Annotated in this window: 18 protein-coding genes; 12 read left to right on the top strand and 6 right to left on the bottom strand. The window is 68.5% G+C overall.

All coding sequences use genetic code 11. The annotated features are described in order from the left end of the window. Positions 1 to 66: 66 nt before the first annotated feature. From AB0M65_RS21750 to AB0M65_RS21760, 3 genes are read right to left on the bottom strand one after another with little or no spacing between them, the layout of a single operon-like run. Positions 67 to 1,230 carry a thiolase domain-containing protein gene (locus tag AB0M65_RS21750; protein ID WP_364030157.1) on the bottom strand — a complete coding sequence of 388 codons (1,164 nt, stop codon included), beginning with the start codon at positions 1,228 to 1,230 and terminating at the stop codon, positions 67 to 69. Beyond that, a complete protein-coding gene (locus tag AB0M65_RS21755) occupies positions 1,227 to 2,282 on the bottom strand; it encodes a thiolase domain-containing protein (RefSeq protein WP_364030160.1) in 1,056 nt (351 codons plus the stop codon). Before AB0M65_RS21755 ends, AB0M65_RS21750 begins: the two co-directional genes overlap by 4 nt. Positions 2,283 to 2,289: 7 nt before the next feature. Then, positions 2,290 to 3,273 carry an OB-fold domain-containing protein gene (locus tag AB0M65_RS21760; protein WP_364030163.1) on the bottom strand — a complete coding sequence of 328 codons (984 nt, stop codon included), beginning with the start codon at positions 3,271 to 3,273 and terminating at the stop codon, positions 2,290 to 2,292. Positions 3,274 to 3,371: 98 nt separating this feature from the next. Here AB0M65_RS21760 and AB0M65_RS21765 point away from each other — a divergent pair, with 98 nt between their 5' ends. After that, a complete protein-coding gene (locus tag AB0M65_RS21765; RefSeq protein ID WP_364030166.1) occupies positions 3,372 to 4,931 on the top strand; it encodes an acyl-CoA synthetase in 1,560 nt (519 codons plus the stop codon). Between the two features lie 147 nt (positions 4,932 to 5,078). Here the strand turns inward: AB0M65_RS21765 and AB0M65_RS21770 are convergent, their stop codons facing one another. Then, on the bottom strand, positions 5,079 to 5,867 hold the full coding sequence (locus AB0M65_RS21770) for a crotonase/enoyl-CoA hydratase family protein (RefSeq protein WP_364030258.1): 789 nt from the start codon (positions 5,865 to 5,867) through the stop codon (positions 5,079 to 5,081). 70 nt (positions 5,868 to 5,937) lie between these two features. On the opposite strand from AB0M65_RS21770, the gene AB0M65_RS21775 reads away from it, so the two are divergent. Beyond that, the gene (locus AB0M65_RS21775) at positions 5,938 to 7,554 is read left to right on the top strand and encodes an acyl-CoA synthetase (protein WP_364030169.1); all 1,617 of its coding nucleotides are present in this window, start codon (positions 5,938 to 5,940) and stop codon (positions 7,552 to 7,554) included. 11 nt (positions 7,555 to 7,565) lie between these two features. Next, entirely contained in the window at positions 7,566 to 8,672 is a 1,107-nt protein-coding gene (locus AB0M65_RS21780) for a nitronate monooxygenase family protein (protein ID WP_364030172.1), read from the top strand. 138 nt (positions 8,673 to 8,810) lie between these two features. Here AB0M65_RS21780 and AB0M65_RS21785 read toward each other — a convergent pair whose 3' ends face one another. After that, positions 8,811 to 9,617: a serine protease gene (locus AB0M65_RS21785; RefSeq protein ID WP_364030175.1), complete on the bottom strand. Its 807-nt coding sequence runs from the start codon at positions 9,615 to 9,617 to the stop codon at positions 8,811 to 8,813. A gap of 124 nt (positions 9,618 to 9,741) precedes the next feature. Continuing rightward, on the bottom strand, positions 9,742 to 10,995 hold the full coding sequence (locus AB0M65_RS21790; protein WP_364030178.1) for an amino acid permease: 1,254 nt from the start codon (positions 10,993 to 10,995) through the stop codon (positions 9,742 to 9,744). A 72-nt stretch (positions 10,996 to 11,067) separates the two neighbouring features. Between AB0M65_RS21790 and AB0M65_RS21795 the strand changes: the two genes are divergently transcribed. From AB0M65_RS21795 to AB0M65_RS21835, 9 genes are all read left to right on the top strand, one after another. After that, positions 11,068 to 11,844 (top strand): GntR family transcriptional regulator, encoded by a 777-nt coding sequence (locus AB0M65_RS21795; RefSeq protein WP_364030181.1) that lies wholly within the window; start codon positions 11,068 to 11,070, stop codon positions 11,842 to 11,844. A 182-nt stretch (positions 11,845 to 12,026) separates the two neighbouring features. After that, the gene (locus AB0M65_RS21800) at positions 12,027 to 13,139 is read left to right on the top strand and encodes a TIGR03364 family FAD-dependent oxidoreductase (RefSeq protein WP_364030184.1); all 1,113 of its coding nucleotides are present in this window, start codon (positions 12,027 to 12,029) and stop codon (positions 13,137 to 13,139) included. Next, entirely contained in the window at positions 13,133 to 13,816 is a 684-nt protein-coding gene (locus AB0M65_RS21805) for a phosphonatase-like hydrolase (protein WP_364030187.1), read from the top strand. The genes AB0M65_RS21800 and AB0M65_RS21805 overlap by 7 nt, the downstream gene beginning before the upstream one ends. Positions 13,817 to 13,820: 4 nt before the next feature. Further along, the gene (locus AB0M65_RS21810; RefSeq protein ID WP_364030190.1) at positions 13,821 to 14,840 is read left to right on the top strand and encodes a 2-aminoethylphosphonate ABC transporter substrate-binding protein; all 1,020 of its coding nucleotides are present in this window, start codon (positions 13,821 to 13,823) and stop codon (positions 14,838 to 14,840) included. After that, entirely contained in the window at positions 14,837 to 15,898 is a 1,062-nt protein-coding gene (locus tag AB0M65_RS21815) for an ABC transporter ATP-binding protein (RefSeq protein WP_364030193.1), read from the top strand. The genes AB0M65_RS21810 and AB0M65_RS21815 overlap by 4 nt, the downstream gene beginning before the upstream one ends. Further along, a complete protein-coding gene (locus tag AB0M65_RS21820) occupies positions 15,895 to 16,746 on the top strand; it encodes a 2-aminoethylphosphonate ABC transporter permease subunit (protein ID WP_364030196.1) in 852 nt (283 codons plus the stop codon). The genes AB0M65_RS21815 and AB0M65_RS21820 overlap by 4 nt, the downstream gene beginning before the upstream one ends. Beyond that, positions 16,724 to 17,521 (top strand): ABC transporter permease subunit, encoded by a 798-nt coding sequence (locus tag AB0M65_RS21825; RefSeq protein ID WP_364030199.1) that lies wholly within the window; start codon positions 16,724 to 16,726, stop codon positions 17,519 to 17,521. Before AB0M65_RS21820 ends, AB0M65_RS21825 begins: the two co-directional genes overlap by 23 nt. A gap of 36 nt (positions 17,522 to 17,557) precedes the next feature. Continuing rightward, on the top strand, positions 17,558 to 18,037 hold the full coding sequence (locus AB0M65_RS21830; RefSeq protein ID WP_364030202.1) for a hypothetical protein: 480 nt from the start codon (positions 17,558 to 17,560) through the stop codon (positions 18,035 to 18,037). A 43-nt stretch (positions 18,038 to 18,080) separates the two neighbouring features. Further along, positions 18,081 to 18,593: a hypothetical protein gene (locus AB0M65_RS21835; RefSeq protein ID WP_364030205.1), complete on the top strand. Its 513-nt coding sequence runs from the start codon at positions 18,081 to 18,083 to the stop codon at positions 18,591 to 18,593. Positions 18,594 to 18,659 lie beyond the last annotated feature (66 nt).

The following is an 18,659-nucleotide window of genomic DNA, read 5'->3' on the forward strand; positions in this document are numbered from 1 at the left end:
GTCATGAGGGGTCCCCATCGGACAAATTTCGTCCTATGGGGACCCCTCATGACACTCCAGGGGGCCTCAGGAGCCGGGCTTCGCCGAGCCCACCACCCACATCGAGAAGAACTGCGAACCGCCGCCGTACGCGTGCCCGAGCGCGATCCGCGCGCCGTCGACCTGGTAGTCCCCGGCCCGCCCCATCACCTGTTTGGCCGCCTCGGAGAACCGCAGCATCCCGGACGCGCCGATCGGGTTGGACGACAGCACGCCGCCCGAAGGGTTGATCGGCAGCCGCCCGCCGAGCGCGGTCTCGCCTGCCTCGGTGAGCTTCCAGCCCTGGCCTTCCTCGGTGAAACCCAGGTTCTCCAGCCACATCGGTTCGAACCACGAGAACGGCACGTAGATCTCGGCGGTGTCCACTTCGGACAGTGGGTCGGTGATACCCGCGTCCCGCCACAACGCCGCGGCGGCGTCGCGGCCGGCTTGCGGGTTGACCTGGTCGCGGCCGGCGAACGTGGTCGGCTCGGTGCGCATCGCGGTCGCGTGGATCCACGCCGCGCCACCGGGAACGGCGTCACCGGCGGCCTCGTCGCCGATCACCATCGCGCACGCGCCGTCCGAAGACGGGCACGTCTCGTCGTAGCGGATCGGATCCCACAACATTTGTGACGCCTGCACGGACTCCACTGTGATGTCGGCCTGCCGCAGATGCGCGAAGGGGTTCAGCGCGCCGTTGCGCCGGTCCTTGGCCGCCACGATCGACCCGATGTGGCCGGGTGCGCCGGAACGCCGGATGTAGGAGCGCACATGCGGCGCGAAATAGCCACCCGCGCCGGCGCCCACCGGCATCTGGAACGGCGGCAGGATCGACAGGCCCCACATCGCGTTCGACTCGGACTGCTTCTCGAAAGCCACCGTCAGCACTCGTTTGTGCACCCCGGCCTGCACCAGTGACGACGCCACGAGCGCGGTCGAGCCGCCGACCGAGCCCGCGGTGTGCACGCGCAGTAACGGTTTCCCGGTCGCGCCGAGTGCGTCCGCGAGGAACAGTTCGGGCATCATGACGCCCTCGAACAGGTCCGGCGCCTTGCCGAGGACGACGGCGTCGATGTCGTCCCAGCCCGTCTGCGCGTCGAGCATCGCCCGGTCGATCGCTTCCCGGAGCAAGCCGGGCATGGACACGTCGGTGCGCTTGGCCTTGTGGTGGGTCTGGCCGGTGCCCAGCACGGCCGCGAGGTGCTTCACGAGAGGACCTCCAGGGTCGCGACCAGGTTCTGTTGCAGGACGGGGCCGCTGGTCGCGTGGGCGAGTGTCTTGCGGGCGTTGCCGTCGAGGATGCGGCTCGCCGCCTCGCCGATCCGAGCCAGTCCGGCGGAGAACATCGGATTGCCTGCCAGTACCCCGCCCGAGGGGTTGATCCGCACCTGCTCGCCCAGTCCCAGCGCGTCGCGCAGGATCAGTTCCTGGTGGGTGAACGGCGCGTGCAGTTCGGCGAGTTCGACGCCGTCGAGGTCGAGCGCCCGTCCGGCGGCCACTGTGGACGGTGACCGGGTGAGATCCCGCACGCCGAGCGCGGGGGAGTCGACGCGATGCTCGATCCCGGTGATCATCGCGGGGCTGTCGACCAGATCCGCGGCTCGCTCTGCCGAGGCGAGCACGAGGACGGCGGCACCGTCGGTGATGGGGGCGATGTCGTGGGCACGCAAGGGATCCGCGAAGTACGGGGCGTCGAGGAGGTCGGCGACCTCGACCGTCCCGGATACCTGCGCGGCCGGGTTCCCCGCGGCGTCGGCGCGGCTGCGCGCGGCGACCTCGGCGAGGTCCTTTTCGGACCAGAGTCCAGCTTCGAGACCCAGCCTCGCCTGGATTCCGGCAACGCTCACCGAGTCCGGCCACAGCGGCGCGACGACGTACGGATCCATCTGCAGCGCCAGAACGCGCCGCAACTGCCCTGCCGACGACTTGCCGAAGCCGTAGACGAGCGCGGTTTCGACCTCACCCATCCGGATCTTCAGCCACGCCTCGTACAACGCCCAGGCGGCGTCCATCTCGACATGCGATTCGTGGATCGGCGGGAAGGCACCGATGGCGTCGACGGCGGCGATGAACGAGAACGCGCGGCCGGCGAGGTAGTCAGACGAACCGGAACACCAGAATCCGATGTCCTCTTTGGACAGGCCGGTCTTCGCGAGTACCTCGGCGAAGATGGGCACCAGCATTTCCACGCCATTGGTGGTGCCGGGAGTGCTGCGGACGTTGGGGGCCTGCGCGAAGCCCACTACTGCTACATCTGGCACGGTGTCCTCACAGATGGTGGGCGAAGGATTCGTACGGCGCGTCGGGCTCGCCGGTCGGTTCGAAATGGCCGATGTTCTCCAGTGACGTCCACCATTCGTCCTGCGGTTTCCAGGCGGCGCGCACGCGCATGCCCATCCGGACGTCGGCGGCGTCGCAGCCGAGCACCAGGTGCAGGAACGCGATGTCCGCACCGTCGAGCAGGATGTACGCCGCCACGTACGGCGGTTTGATCTTCTGCCCGAGGAACGGCACGTTCACGATGCAGAACGTGGTGACGATGCCGGTATCGGCGAGCTCGATCTCGTCAGTGGTCGGGACGCCGTCGGTCGGGCAGGCGCCGCGTGGCGGGATGTAGACCTTCTCGCACGACGGGCAACGCTGGCCGATCAGTTTCCCTTCGGCGAGCCCGCGCAGATAGCGGCTCTCTTCCGGGGACGCGGAATGTTCGTAGCGCAGGTGGATCGGCGTGATCACCACGCTGACCGGTGCGCCCTCTTCGCGTTTCGCGATCGGGGGAGGTGCCTCGGTGAGTTCGGTGTCGGGCCCGTCGGCGGGGACGAAATAGGCGATGTCCCGGATGTGACCGACCGTCTCGTCCGCCCAGCGGACCCGCACTCGTTGTCCGGTGTGGACTCCTCCCGGCGTGCCCGCGTCGACGGCGTGCAGGATCGACGTGTCGGCACCGTCGAGCCGGATCAGCGCCCAGGCGAACGGCCGGGACAACGGCTGGCCATCGAGTGGCTCGGCGATCCAGGACCAGGACACGATCTCGCCCTCGGCGGCGACCGGGACGAACTCGGACAGCGCTTCGGCGGTCACGGGATCGTATTCCAAAGGCGGCACGTGGACGCGGCCGTCGCTGCCGCGGACGCCTTCGACGCGGCGCTCGCGCAGGGCGTTGACGAACCGGCCGAGGACGGGGCCGACCGAGCGGGTGTAGTCGAAGCCCACGTTGAGCGGGGCCGACAGCGGGAGTTCGGGTGCGCTCACATCCTGAGTGAAACACGTTCTCGAAATTCCGGCAAGATTGGTCTTCGCGGCCTTGCTGGCGGTTGCCCTTGAGTGGAACGCGTTCTAGATTTGCGGGTATGTCGACTGCTACGGGGACACTTGGGGTTTGGAATATCGCCGCGCAGGAGCCGGAGAAGGTCGCACTCGTCGACCCGGATGGCCGCTCGATCGGCTACGGCGATCTGGCCGCGAAGGCGAACGCGTACGCCCGGGGCCTGCAAGCCCTCGGGCTGGAGGCGGGCGACGTGGTCGTCGTCCTGCAGCCCAACGGCGACGAGCTCGTGGCGGCCTACTTCGCCGCCATCCAGTCCGGTTTGTACATCGTGGTGGTCAACTGGCACCTCGTCGCGCCGGAAGTCGCCTACATCCTCGCCGACAGCGGCGCCAAGGCGTTCCTCGCGCACGAGCGGTTCGCCGACGTCGCGATCGCGGCCGCCGACGAGGCCGGGATCCCCGAACGAGGACGGTTCGCCGTCGGTGACGTCACGGGCTTTCGCCGGATCGAGGAACTCGGTTCCGGTGAGGGCGACGGACGTCCGGGGCGGCGCACGGCAGGCTCGCCGATGCTCTACACGTCCGGGACCACGGGCCGGCCCAAGGGCGTCCGGCGGCCGCTGACCGGCGCGGATCCTGACTCTGTTCCCGGTGCGTCGACGTGGTTCTTCGGGATCTTCGGGCTCGCTCCGCACGACAACCACGTGCACCTGTGCGGGTCGCCGCTCTATCACACGGCGGTGCTCAACTTCGTCGCCATCTCACTGCAACTGGGGCATCCGGCGGTGCTGATGGACCGCTGGGACGCCGAGGACATGCTGCGGTTGATCGACCGGCACCGTGTCACGCACAGTCATATGGTCCCAACGCAGTTCCGGCGGCTGCTGGGGCTGCCGGACGACGTCCGCGCGGCCTACGACCTGAGTTCACTGCGTGTGATGATCCACGGTGCCGCGCCTTGCCCGCTGGAGGTCAAACGGCGGATGCTCGAATGGTGGGGTCCGGTCGTCACCGAGTACTACGCGGCCACCGAAGGCGGCGGCACGGCGATCTCGGGGGAGGAGTGGCTCAAGAAACCGGGTTCGGTGGGGCTGCCGTGGCCGGGTTCGACGATCAAGATCCTCGACGACGAGGGCACGGAACTGCCCGCGGGCGAGACGGGCACCGTGTACATGAAGATGGGCGACTCGAAGTTCGAGTACCACAAGGATCGGGCGAAGACGGACAAGGCACGCGTCGGGGACCTGTTCACGCTCGGCGATGTCGGGCACCTCGACGAAGACGGCTACCTCTTCCTGCACGACCGCAAGGCGGACCTGATCATCTCGGGCGGGGTCAATGTCTACCCGGCGGAGATCGAGGGCGAATTGGTGATGCATCCGAAGATCGCCGACATCGCGGTGTTCGGCGTCCCGCACGAGGACTGGGGTGAGGCGATCAAGGCCGTCGTGCAGCCCGCGGACGGTGTCGAGCCGTCCGACGAGCTGACCGCTGAGATCCTCGAGTACGCCGCCGCCCGCCTGGCGAAGTTCAAACTCCCGCGCTCCGTTGACTACTTGCCCGAACTCCCGCGCGACCCGAACGGGAAGCTCTACAAGCGTAAGCTCCGCGACCCCTACTGGGAGGGTCACCGCGCCCCGTAACCCGTAACTCGCGTGCTTGAACGCCGATCACGCGTGCTTGAAGGCGGAACTCGCGTGCTTGAAGGCAGATCATCGAGTTACGCCTTCAAGCACGCGAGTTACGAGTTCAAGCACGCGTGTTACCCCTTTAAGCACGCGAGTGCGAAGTTAGCGGCCCCGGAAGACGGGCTTGCGCTTCTCGGCGAAGGCGCGGGGGCCTTCCTTCGCGTCTTCGCTCGCGAAGACCTCGATGCCGTACTGGGCGTCGAGCTTGAAGGCCTCTTCCTCGTGCATGCCCTCGGTGTCGCGCAGGGTCTTGAGGATGGCGCGGATCGCGAGCGGGCCGTTCGCGGCGATCAGGCTCGCCAGCTCCAGTGCCTTGTCCAGCGCCTTGCCGTCGGGGACGACGTGGCCGATGAGCCCGATCTCGAGTGCCTCGGCCGCAGTGATGTGCCGCCCGGTCAGGAGCAGGTCGGCCGCGACGGTGTACGGGATCTGCCGGGGGAGCCGCACGGCCGACCCACCCATCGGGAACAGGCTCCACCGTGCCTCGGACACGCCGAACCTCGCGCTCTCGCCCGCGACGCGGAGGTCCGTGCCCTGCAGGATCTCCGTCCCGCCCGCGATCGCCGGGCCTTCGACGGCCGCGATCAACGGCTTGGTCAGCCGCCGCCCCTTGAGCAGTCCCTCGATCCGGCTGGGGTCGAACGTGCCCTTCTCGAACGAGTCGCTCGGCGAGTTCTTGGACATCGACTTCAGATCCGCGCCCGCGCAGAACGCGCCGCCGGCGCCGGTGAGCACGCAGCACCGGATGTCGTCGTCCTCGTCGACCCGGTTCCACGCCTCGACCATGATCCCGAGCATCTCGCCGCTGAGCGCGTTGCGGACCTCGGGCCGGTTCATCGTGACCACGAGGGTGTGGCCGGTCTTCTCGACCAGTGCGTGCGGTTCGCCCACCAAGTCCTCCACCGTCTCCACTGAAATAGCGGCCATTGCCCAGAACGATAACATGTTCTACTTTGGGACCGTGGCACTCAACATCGCGGATCTACTCGAGCACGCCGTCGACGCCGTGCCGGAGCGCATCGCGGTCGTCTGCGGCGATCGGCGGGTCACCTTCGCCGAACTGGAAGAGCGCGCCAACCGGCTGGCGCATCACCTCTCCGCATACGGCGTGGGACCTGGTTCCCACATCGGTGTCTATTCCCGGAACTCGATCGAAGCACTGGAATCGATGATCGCCGCGTACAAACTGCGCGCGATCGCGGTCAACGTCAACTACCGCTACGTCCACGGCGAACTGCGGTACCTGTTCGACAACGCCGACCTCGTGGCGCTGGTCCACGAGCGCGGCTATTCGGACAAGGTGGCCGCAGTCCTTCCCGAGGTACCGAAATTGAAACACGTTGTCGTTGTCGACGACGGAAGCGACGGCGACTACTCGTCCTACGGCGGCGTGGACTACGAAACCGCGCTCGCCGGAGGGTCGCCCGAGCGCGACTTCGACGAGCGCAGCGCCGACGACCTCTACATCCTCTACACCGGCGGCACCACCGGCTATCCCAAGGGCGTCCTGTGGCGTCACGAGGACATCTGGCGCGCGCTCGGCGGCGGCATCAACTTCGTCACCGGCGAGTACGTCCCGGACGAATGGACGCTCGCCGAACAGGGCAAGGCGGGCAGCCTGGTCCGGCTCCCGGCGGCGCCGCTGATCCACGGTGCCGCGCAATGGGCCGCGTTCGGCGCCCTGTTCACCGGCAGCCCGGTCGTGTTCGTACCGCGGTTCGACGCGCATGAAATCTGGAAAGCCGTGCAGGACAACAAGGTCCAGGTGCTCACCATCGTCGGTGACGCGATGGCGCGGCCCTTGATCGACGCGTTCCGCGAGGGCGGCTACGACGCGTCGTCGATCGTCGCGGTGTCGAGCCACGCAGCCTTGTTCTCCCAGTCGGTGAAGCAGGAATTCCTCGCGATGGTGCCGCATGTGGTGATCACCGACGCGATCGGATCATCCGAAAGCGGGTTCACCGGCATCGGCATGGTCAGCAAGGACAGCGACCATTCCGCCGGTCCGCGGGTCACCTTCGGCAAGGACGCCATCCTGGTGGACGACGACGGCGCGCTCGTCGATCCGAAACCGGGAGCGATCGGGCTGATCGCGCGACGCGGGCACGTCCCACTCGGGTATTACAAGGATCCCGCCAAGACCGAGAAGATCTTCGTCGAGGTCGACGGCAAGCGCTACGTCGTTCCGGGTGATTACGCGCGCTACGAAGAAGACCTCACAGTGACCCTGCTCGGCCGAGGATCGCAGTGTGTGAACACCGGTGGCGAGAAGGTGTACCCGGAAGAAGTCGAGGGTGCGCTGAAGTCGCATCCGGACGTCTTCGACGCGCTCGTCATCGGCATCCCCGACGACCGGCTCGGCCAGCGGGTGGCCGCGGTCATCCAGCCGAGGACAGGGAAGACACTCGACTTCGCCGGGCTCGAAGCACACGTGCGGACCGAGATCGCCGGGTACAAGGTGCCGCGCACCGTCTGGGTGACCGACGAGATCGGCCGGTCGCCCAGCGGGAAGCCGGACTATCCGTGGGCCCAGCGCTACGCCGACGAACACGAGCCCGCCACCATCCCCACGGCGTAAGAAGGAGCTACATGCGGACGTCTTTGTGCGACCGGCTCGGGATCGACCTGCCGATCGTCGGGTTCACCCCGTCCGAGCACGTCGCCGCGGCGATCAGCCGGGCGGGCGGGCTGGGTGTGCTGGGCTGCGTGCGGTTCAACGACGCCACCGAACTCGACGCCGTCCTCACCTGGATGGACGAGAACACCGGCGGCAAACCGTACGGCGTCGACATCGTGATGCCCGCCAAGATCCCCGCCGAAGGAACGTCGGTAGACCTCGCGAAACTCATCCCGCAGGAGCATCGCGACTTCGTCGAGCGGACGTTGCGTGACCTCGCCGTGCCGCCGTTGCCGGACGACACCGACGAACGGGCAGGCGTGCTGGGCTGGCTCCATTCGGTCGCCAGGGCGCATGTCGAGGTCGCGCTGAAACACCCCATCCGGTTGATCGCCAACGCCTTGGGCTCACCGCCGGTGGACGTCATCGAACAGTGTCACGCGAAGGGCGTGCCGGTGGCGGCATTGGCGGGCAAGGCCGAACACGCCGTCCGGCATGTCGACAACGGTGTCGATTTCGTGGTGGCGCAAGGCTATGAGGCAGGCGGGCACACCGGCGAGATCGCGTCGATGGTCCTCCTGCCCGAGGTGGTCGACGCCGTCGGCGACCGCGTGCCCGTGCTCGCCGCGGGCGGGATCGGCTCGGGACGGCAGGTCGCGGCGGCACTCGCACTGGGCGCGTCCGGGGTGTGGATGGGCTCTTTCTGGCTCGCCACCGAGGAATACCTCCAGACCATGGGAGAATCCGAAGCCATGCAACAGGCTTTGGTCGCGGCGGGCTCGTCGGACACCGTCCGGACGCGGATCTACACCGGCAAACCGGCGCGGCTGCTCAAGACGCGGTGGACCGAGGCGTGGGCCTCGCCCGACGCGCCGGAACCGCTGCCGATGCCGTTGCAGAATCTGCTGGTTTCCTCCGCGCACAACAGGATTCACCACGCGGCGGATCCGAGTGTCGTCTCGATGCCGGTCGGGCAGATCGTCGGGCGGATGGACCGGGTGCGCCCGGTCGCCGACGTGATCGCCGAGCTCGTCTCGGGTTACGAGGAGACACTGTCGCGTTTGGACAAGACTCGCTGAAGTGTCATGAGGGGTCCCCATAGGACGAAAATTGTCCTATGGGGACCCCTCATGACACATCGCGACGCGGAAAGCCCCTCCACCACGCCATTGTGGTGAAGGGGACTTTCCGTACGAAGTGCGAAAAGCGGCAAAGAGCTACAACCCGGCGGCCGCGTTCTTGATCGCGGTCGCGAAGGTGCTCACCTCGGCGTAGACGCCGGGTGCGTGCGCCCGCGCGCAGCCTTCGCCCCAGCTGACGATGCCGACCTGGATCCAGGCGTTGGCACTGTCGCGGCGGAACATCGGGCCGCCCGAGTCACCCTGGCAGGTGTCGACGCCGCCGGAGTTGACGTTGCCCGCGCAGATCTCGGCGCTGTCGATCAGGTCGGCGTAGCTGCCGCCCTGAGCCTTGCAGGTCGCGTCCGAGACGAACGGGACGGCGGCCTTGAGCAGGTAGCGCTGCTGCGCCCCGCCCTCGGACGCCGCGCCCCAGCCGGCGACGGTGAACGTGCCGCTGTTGTAGGCCGCCGTGGTGGCGATCGGCAGCGTCGCGATGCCGGTGACCGGGCTCGCGAGCTTGATCAGCGCCCAGTCACCACCGGTGGAGGTGGGGTAGGTCGGCGACCGGTGCACGTAGGTCGACTTGACCTTCTTGGCCGAGCCGCTCTGTAGGTCCACGACGCCGAGGGTGGCGGTGATGCTCGTGTTGGCCCCGGTCCGCGACACGCAGTGCGCGGCGGTCAGCACGATCTGCGAGGTGTACAGCGCACCGCCACAACCCATGGAAAGCCTTACCATCCAAGGGAATTCACCTTGGGCGGCGCGGGTGCCACCGACCACATCGGTGGCGGGCGGCTGAGCGGCCGCGGCCGGGGGAGCCGTGGCGAGGCCCGCCAGGGTTCCGGCCGCCGCGACGGCGATCAGGGTCTTTTTGAGCAGGCTGAACCGACGCTTGATGTCCAAGGGTTCATTCCTTCCGGCTGTCCACAGTGGAGGCAGGGAGACTGACTGCGGCCAACTGACTACAGCAGGTGGACGGACGCCGGGACAACCGACTTTCTTCGGATCTTTCGGATGATGATGGTGATTAACGGACGTTCGCGCCGTACCGCCGACGAATGGCGTAGCCCAGAGCGCCTAACGCCAGTACTCCGGAGCCGGCGAGCACCGAAACCGCCGGAAGACTGAACGCGAGCACGAGACAGCCGAGCAGGCCGAGGACGGCGACGACGCGGGGCGCGGGCCGCAGGGTCAGCGCGGCGACGTTCGCGATGGCGTAGTAGGCGAGTACCGCGAAGGACGAGAAGCCGATCGCGCCGCGAAGGTCGAGAGTGCTCGCGAGCAAGGCGACGACGACGCCGACGGCCACCTCGGCCCGGTGCGGCACACCGAACCGGGGGTGCACGGCGGCCAGACAGCGGGGGAGGTGCCCGTCGCGTGCCATGGCCAGCGTGGTGCGCGACACGCCGAGGACGAGTGCGAGCAGCGAACCCAGCGCGGCGAGCACGGCCCCCACCCGCACCGCCGGCGTGAGCCACGACCACGACGACCTTTCGACACCTTCCGCGATCGGATCCGGGCTGACGCCGAGCAGATCCGGCCCCAGCCGGTACAGCAGGACGAAGGCGAGGGCGGCGTAGACGACGAGCGCCAGACCGAGCGCGATCGGCACGGCACGCGGGATGGTGCGCGCGGGATCGCGGACCTCCTCACCCAGCGTCGCGATCCGCGCGTACCCGGCGAACGCGAAGAACAGCAGCCCGGCTGCTTCGAGCACACCGCCGAGACCAGGGGTCACCGCCGGAACCGGCGTTCCGGCCCGCGCCGTGCCGCCGACGAGCATCGCCGCCACGGCCAGCGCCAGTATCGTCAGCGTGACCGACACGATCAGCCTGGTCGCGAACGCCGAACGCTGGACACCGCGGTAGTTCAGTCCAGTCAGCGCCGCGACGACGGCCACCACGAACAGGCCCCGCCACGGCTGCCCGAGCCCAGGCGCGGCGTAGGTGACGACGGTCAGTGTCATCGCCGCGCAACTGGCCGTCTTCCCGGTCACGAAACCCCAGCCGGCCAGATGACCCCAGAATTCGCCGAGCCGCTCGCGTCCGTAGACGTAGGTTCCGCCGGACGACGGATACCGTGCGGCCAACCGGGCGGACGAAGTCGCGTTGCAATAGGCGATCACGGCGGCCAGGGCGAGCCCGGCCGGAAGCCACGCTCCGGCGGCTCGCGCGGCCGGGGCGAAAGCGACGAAAACCCCCGCCCCGATCATCGAGCCGAGGCCGATGAAGACGGCGTCGCGCGTGCCGATCCGCCGGGCGAGTGTTTTCTGTTCGTCCACGCGTGTGAGCGTGGCATGAACACTTCGTTCGGTGCAGTACAGGGCAGGTGAATTCCGCCTAGGATCTCCACAGTGAAAACACGTTCACCGAGAGTCCATCCGACCGCCGACGGCCCCGTCCGTGACGGTATTCCCGAACACGGCCGCGTTCCGCGCTATTACGCGGTGAAAGTCGAACTGCTCGATGTGATATCGGAATTGGGTGAAGGTGCGGTACTTCCCACCGAAAGGGACCTTTCCGAACGATTCGAGGTCTCTCGCGCGACGGTCCGCCAGGCCGTCGGCGAACTCGTGCTCGAAGGCCGTCTCAGCAGGCGGCAGGGGAGTGGCACGTACGTCGCGGGCCCCAAGCTCGTCCAGCCGCTCGCTTTGGTGAGTTACACCGAAGGACTCAGGAGGCAGGGCATTCGGCCGGGCCGGAATCTGATCTCACTGGAACGGCGTGAGGCGGGTCCGTCGCTGGCTTCGGAACTGGAAATCGATCCCGACGACGACATCATCCACATCGAACGGGTGCTGCTCGCCGACGACGAGCGGGTCGGACTGGAATCGACCTATCTCACCGCCGAGCGATTCCCGACGCTGATGGATGTGTTCGATCCCACACAGTCGCTCTACGCGTGCTTGCGGGAAAGGCTCGGCGTGGTCTTCGACGGCGCCGAGGAGCGAGTCGAGACCGTGCTCGCCACCCCCCGGGAGGCTCTGTTGATCGGGACGAACCCGGCGCTGCCGATGCTGCTGATGCACCGGACGTCCTGGGGCTCCGACGGGGTGCCGTTCGAACGCGTCCGGTCGCTGTTCCGGGGCGACAGGCTCTCCTTCGAGACCAGGCTCGGCCGCGTGGAGTAGCACACCCACGCAATTGGTCCTCTAGTTGCGGTGCTTGCACTTTCAACGACCGCAAGCAGAGGACTACTCGCGGTAAAATGTAACGCAAAGGTAACAGGTCTGGTCCAAACTTCCGGGGGCCTTCACCTGGAGTTAGGGCCGGAGTCACGGAGCGTTGGTGCGCGCGGACGAGCGTCTGCGGGGTGCGAATCCTCATCATCGGCGGCGGAGTGCTCGGCACTCAGCACGCCTGGCAGGCCGTCGAACGCGGCCACGACGTCGTCCAGATCGAACGCGAACCCGAGGCCCGGGGCGCGTCCGTGCGCAACTTCGGGCTGGTCTGGGTCGGCGGCCGCGCCACCGGCCCCGAACTGGAGACGGCGCTCCGGGCGCGGATGCTGTGGGAGCGCATCGGCGAACGGGTGCCCGGGATCGGCTTCCGGCCGAACGGCTCGCTCACCCTCGTCCGCACCGAAGCCGAACTCGCCGTCGCACGGGCCGCGGCCGCGAGCACGGAGACGCGCGGTTTCAAGCTGCTCGACGACGTCCAGACCCGTGAGCTGAACCCGGCACTGCGTGGCGACTTCCTCGCCGCGCTCTGGTGCGACCGCGACGCCGCCGTCGAACCCCGCGTCGCCCAGCCCGCGCTGCGTGCCGAACTGGCGAAATCCGGCCGCTACACCTGGGTGCCCGGCCGCGAGATCCGCGACCTGACCCCCCGGGGTGTCGTCGACGACACCGGTGAGACGCACGAGGGTGACGTCGTCGTGCTGTGCACCGGCGCCTGGACCGGTGGGCTCGTCAAGGAACTCGCCGGGCCGCCGCCGATCCGCCGGGTGCGGTTGCAGATGGCCCAGACCGAGCCGCTGGGCGAGGTCCTCACCACCACGGTCGCCGACGCGGACAGCTTCCGCTATTACCCGGCGTATCGCGGCGAGGCGCTCGATGGTCTCAACGCGAGCCAGCCGCAGGGTGAGATCGCCGCCGCCAACGCCATGCAGTTGCTCATGGTCCAGCGCCTCGACGGCTCGCTGACCATCGGCGACACCCATGAGTATGACGAGCCGTTCTCCTTCGACACCGTCGAAGACCCGTACGACCATCTGGCCGAGGTCGCCGGCTCGCTGCTCGGACGGCCGCTCCCGCGTATCGCCCGCCGCTGGGCCGGTGTCTATGCCCAGACCACCGACACCACGCGGATCGTCCACCGCGCCCGCGTCGCGGACAACGCCTGGCTCGTCACCGGTCCCGGCGGCCGGGGCATGACCTGTTCCCCCGCCATCGCCGAAGACACCGCCGAGGAGCTGTCGTGGTGACCGAACTCGTGGTACTGGACATGGCCGGGACCACCGTAGCCGACGACGGCCTGGTCATCCGCGCCTTCACCGCCGCGATCGCCGCCGCCGGAGTGTCCGAAGAGGACAGTCGTTACCCCGGCATGCTCGACTACGTCGTCGAGACCATGGGCCAGTCCAAGATCGTCGTCTTCCGCGCGCTCCTCGACGGGAACGAGGACCTCGCGCGGCGCGCGAACACCGAATTCCAGTCCGCCTACGGAAAACTCGTCGCCGACGGGCACTGCGAGCCGATCCCCGGCGCCGAGGACACGATCCAGGAGCTGCGCGCGCAAGGCGTGAAGGTCGCCCTCACCACCGGGTTCGCGGCCACCACGCAGAACGCGATCCTGGACGCCCTCGGCTGGCACGGCCTCGCCGACGCCGTACTGGCACCGGGTGAAGGCGTTCGCGGCCGTCCGTTCCCCGACCTCGTCCTCGCCGCGGCGCTGCGGCTCGAAATCACCGACGTCCGCCGGATCGCCGTCGCCGGCGATACCCCGTCCGACGTCCAGACCGGCCTCTCTTCCGGCGCCTCGATCGTCGCCGGCGTGCTCACCGGGTCGGCGAAGCGGCCGGAACTGGAAGCCGCCGGCGCCACCCACGTCCTCGAATCCGTCCGCGACCTCCCCGCCCTGCTGTCCATCAAGGAGCTTTGACGACATGAAGAAACTCGCGGCCGCCGCCCTCGCCGGGCTGCTCACGGTCACCCTGGCCGCCTGTGGCGGCACCGCCGGCGGCGCTTCCGGCGACCAGACCGTCACGCTGTACACAGTGGACGGTCTCGAAGACTGGTACGCCCAGCGCGTCGAGGAGTTCAAGGCCAAGACCGGCATCACCGTGCAGGCGGTGACCGCCGGCTCTGGCGAGGTCGCCTCACGGGTCGAGAAGGAGAAGGCCAACACCCAGGCCGACATCCTCGTCACCCTCCCGCCGTTTATCCAGCGGGCCGCGTCGCAGGGCCTGCTGGCCACCACGGCGCCGTCCGGGATCGACCAGGTCCCGGCCGGGCAGAAGGACGGCCAGGGCCGCTACTTCGCCATCATGAACAACTACCTCAGCTTCATCCGCAACCCGCAGGCCTCGCCCAAGACCTGGGACGACCTCCTTTCCCCCGCGCTCAAGGGCAAGCTCCAGTACTCGACCCCGGGCGAGGCGGGCGACGGCACCGCGGTCCTGCTGCAACTCCAGCACGTCCTCGGTGAACAAGGCGCGCTCGAATACCTCGCGAAGCTGGAAGCCAACAACGTCGGCCCGTCGTCGTCCACCGGCAAACTGCAGCCGAAGGTGGCCAAGGCCGAGATCCTGGTGGCCAACGGTGACGTCCAGATGAACCTCGCCTCGATCGAAAAGAGCGGCGGCTTCGAGATCTTCTTCCCCGCCGACGCACAGGGCAAGCGGTCCACGTTCGCGCTCCCGTACTACGCCGGTCTCGTGAACAACGCGCCGCACGCGGAGAACGCCAAGAAGTTCCTGGAGTTCCTGCTTTCGCCCGAGGTACAGGGCAAGGCCGTGGACGCCTTCGGTGCGCCGTCGCGGACCGATGTCACGCCGTCCGGGCCGCGGGCGGACAAGGTGAAGGCCGCACTCGACGGCGTCGACATCTGGCAGCCGGACTGGGACGCCGTCCTCGCGAAGCTCGACGCCGTCCTCGCCGCGTACAAGAAGGCCGTGGGCCGATGACCCCGGCGGTCGAGTTCCGCGGGGTGTCCGTCCGCTTCGGACAGACGACCGCCCTCTCACCACTGGACCTCACCGTGGCGAGAGGGGAGACGCTGGCCATGCTCGGGCCGTCCGGCTCCGGCAAGTCGACGGCACTGAAAGCACTCGCGGGCTTCGTCGTGCCGAGCACCGGCCGGGTCCTGCTCGACGGCGAGGACGTCACCGGCCTCCCGCCGCACCGGCGCGGACTTGGCGTCGTCGTCCAGAGCTACGCGTTGTTCCCGCATATGCGCGTCGAGGCCAACGTCGCTTTCGGGCTCAAGGCACGGAAGACACCTCGCGCCGAGACGGCGAGCCGCGTGACCGAGGCACTGGAACTGGTCGGGATGGGCAAGTACGCCCGGCGATTCCCGCGTGAGCTTTCGGGCGGGCAGCAGCAACGGGTCGCGCTCGCGCGAGCGCTGGCCATCCGGCCGCGGGTGCTGCTGCTGGACGAGCCACTGTCCGCTTTGGACGCCGCCCTGCGCGAGGACATGGTCGCGGAATTGCTGCGGCTGCGTGCCGAACTACCCGACACGACGCTGATCTACGTCACCCACGACCAGAGTGAGGCGCTGGCGCTGGCCGATCGGATCGCCGTCATGCGCGACTCGAAACTGGTCGAGCTCGGCCCGAGCCGGGAGCTGTACCAGCGGCCGGCGACGGAGTTCACCGCGAGCTTCCTCGGCGCGTCGAACCTCATCCCGGTGGAGCTGATCCAGCCGGACGGCACCCGGGTCCGGCTCGGCGACCGCGAGCTGGCCGCCGACCCGTCCGGGTCGATCCGGGCGGGGCAGCCGGTCGCGCTCGGCGTGCGGCCCCACCGGATCGGTATCACCGCGGTGGACGCCCCCGGCGCACTGCCCGCGGTGCTGCGTGGTGTCCAGTGGCGTGGCACGGGCTTCCGGCTCGACCTGGAGTTGTCGCATAACGGCGACGAGGTGCGGGCCGAGGTGCCGGACGTCGAGGGGCTGCCGAACGTGGGGGAGAAGGTCGGAGTGTCCATTCCGGACGGTTGCCCGCTGGTGGGTATCGGATGACCGGCCTCGCGCTGGCCGCCGCGACGACACCGGCGCGGCGGCAGGAGAAGCACCGGCGCCATGGCTGGCTTCTGCTGCCGCCGGTGCTCGTCCTGCTCGGCTTCTTCGGCTATCCGCTCGTGCTGGTCGTCCTCCAATCCCTGGACGCATCGACACGGTTCGGGCTGTCGGTGTGGCTGGACGTCCTGGGCTCGGCGGAATTCCGGGACGCCGCCTGGAAGACCGTCGCACTCGCGCTCGGCGCCACCGCGGGTTGCGTGGTGCTGGGGACCTTCCTCGCGCTGGTGATCGCGTTCGTGCCGTTCCCCGGCGCGCGGACACTTTCGCGGCTGGTGGACACCGTGCTCGCGTTCCCGTCGTTCCTCATCGCGCTCGCGTTCACCTTCATCTACGGCAGCGCGGGGATACTGGGCGCGGGCGGGTTCCTGTACTCGCCGTTCGGGATCCTGCTGGCGGAGATCACCTTTTACACGCCGTTCGTGATGCGGCCGGCGCTCGCCGCGTTCGGCCAAGTATCTTCGGCACAGATGGAGGTCGCGGCCAGTCTCGGCGCGAAACCCGGACGCGTGCTGCGTCAGGTGATCCTGCCGGAAGCCCTGCCATCACTGGCCTCCGGAGCCTGCCTGACCATGCTGCTGGCGATGAACGAGTTCGGCATCGTGTTGTTCCTCGGTGCGAAGGACGTCACGACGCTGCCGATGCTGGTCTACGGCAAGGGGATCGTCACGTTCGACTTCCCGCAGGCGTGTGTCATCGCGGTGGTCAACGTCGTGTTCTCCCTTGCCCTGTATGGAACCTACCGGCGATTGGCGAACGGAGGCGGCCGTGCTGCTGTGGACAAGGCGTAGCCGGATTTTGCTGTGGGCGGTGTTCGCGGTGCTGTTCGTCGCGATCGTGCTGGCGCCGTTGCTGATGATCGTGCTGGCGTCGGTCGCCGGGAACTGGACGGGTCTGCTGCCGGGCGCGCTCACCGGCTCGAATTTCGCGCAGGCGCTGTCCGGGGAGACGTTCGCGAGCCTCTCGGTGAGCATCCAGACCGGCGTCATCGCCTCGGTGGTGTCGGTGGTGCTGGGGACGTGGGCCGCACTCGCGTCGCAGGCCGCGGCTCCCCGGCTGAAGAAGGCCGTCGACACCCTGTTCCACCTGCCGATCGCGGTCCCGTCGGTGGTACTGGGCCTGGCGTTGCTGGTCGCGTTCAGCCGTCCGCCGCTGGCCTTCAACGGCACGCGCTGGATCGTGCTGCTCGGGCACGTGATGATCCTCCTGCCGTTCTCCTACAGCACCGTGTCCGCCGCGATCGCGCGGATGGATCCGCTGCTGGCGCAGGCCGCGGCGAGCCTCGGGGCGGGGCCGGTCCGCGTGCTGCTGCGGGTGCGGCTGCCGGTGCTGCTGCCGTCGATTTCGGCGTCGGCGAGTCTCGCGCTGGCCATGTCGATGGGTGAACTGGGCGCGACGATGATGCTGTACCCGCCGGACTGGCGCACCCTGCCCGCGAGCATTTTCGCGCTCACGGACCGGGGACAGGTGTTCCTGGCGTCGGCGAGCACCGTGTTGCTGCTGGCCGTCACGCTCGCCGGGGTGGTGCTCCTCGGACTGGCCCGCGGCCGCGGGACACAACGGTGATGCAACCGTTTGCCTGCTTCGTTCCGTCTTGCCGCCATGAAGAACGCAGCGAAGACGCTGGGCGCGGGGCTCGTGCTCGCCGCGACGGCCGCCTGCGGCGCGGGCGGCCCCGGAGCACCGGCGAACACGAGCACCCCTCCGGTCGTCACCACACCGTCGGATCTGCCCACCTCACTCCCGGCGAGCCCGCCGGTGGCGAAACCGCCGATGTCACGGCCGACCGTCGGCCCGCCGCCCTCGGACAAAATGCTGCCGCCGTCTCAGGTCGACGCCAAGGTGCCCGCGCAAGTCAGCGCCGAGGAAGGCGCGCTCGTGAAGGTGCACGTCGAGCTGAGTGGCTGTGACGAGGCGGCGGTGAATCTCGCCGAGCAGAACCCGCGGCGGGTCGTGATCAAGGTGAAGATCGAGCACGGCAAGCCGGGGCAGATGTGCCCGCAGATGATCCGCTACGCCGTCCTGCCGGTGCCGCTCGCGGAGCCCATCGGGCCGCGGGCCGTAGTGCTGGAAGCGGGTTGAGATCATGTGCAACCCCACAGCGGCCTCGTTCCGTCCTAGCCACATGAGGTACTTAACGAATGTCATCGGCCTTGGCCTGATCGTCGTTGCGGTATCCGCTTGCGGGGCGCAGAACCAGGCAGCGGCACCCGCGGCCGGACCCGGTAGCGGCACCCTGAGTACCGTCCCGCCGTCACCGTCCGCCCCGCCTTCGCCGTCGCCCGCGCCGGGGACCCAGCCCGGTATCCCCGGGGCGCCGCGGCTGGAGGTCCCGGAAGGCAGCACCAAGCTGCCGGACAAGCAACTCGACGCGGCGGCGCTCCCGGCGGACTACCCGCGTGAGGTGTACACCAGCAACGGCGGGACGATCCTGAACATCCGCGGCCAGGAAGGCGGCTGCGGGCACGCGACCGCGGAGGCCGCGCAGCAGGACGGGACCCGGGTCACCGTCAACCTGACCGAACTGAAGGGCCAGACCGGCCAGATGTGCACCATGGACATCCGGTATCCGGTGATCTCGGTGGCGCTCGCGGCGCCGCTGGGGGAGCGGACCGTGGTGCTGAAGCAGATGCGGTGACACTCACTTGTGTCAGGAAAGGGTCTTTCAAGACAAAAACGTCTTGAAGGACCCTTTCCTGACACT

The organism is Amycolatopsis sp. NPDC051071 (assembly GCF_040682875.1).
Classification (GTDB): Bacteria; Actinomycetota; Actinomycetes; order Mycobacteriales; family Pseudonocardiaceae; genus Amycolatopsis.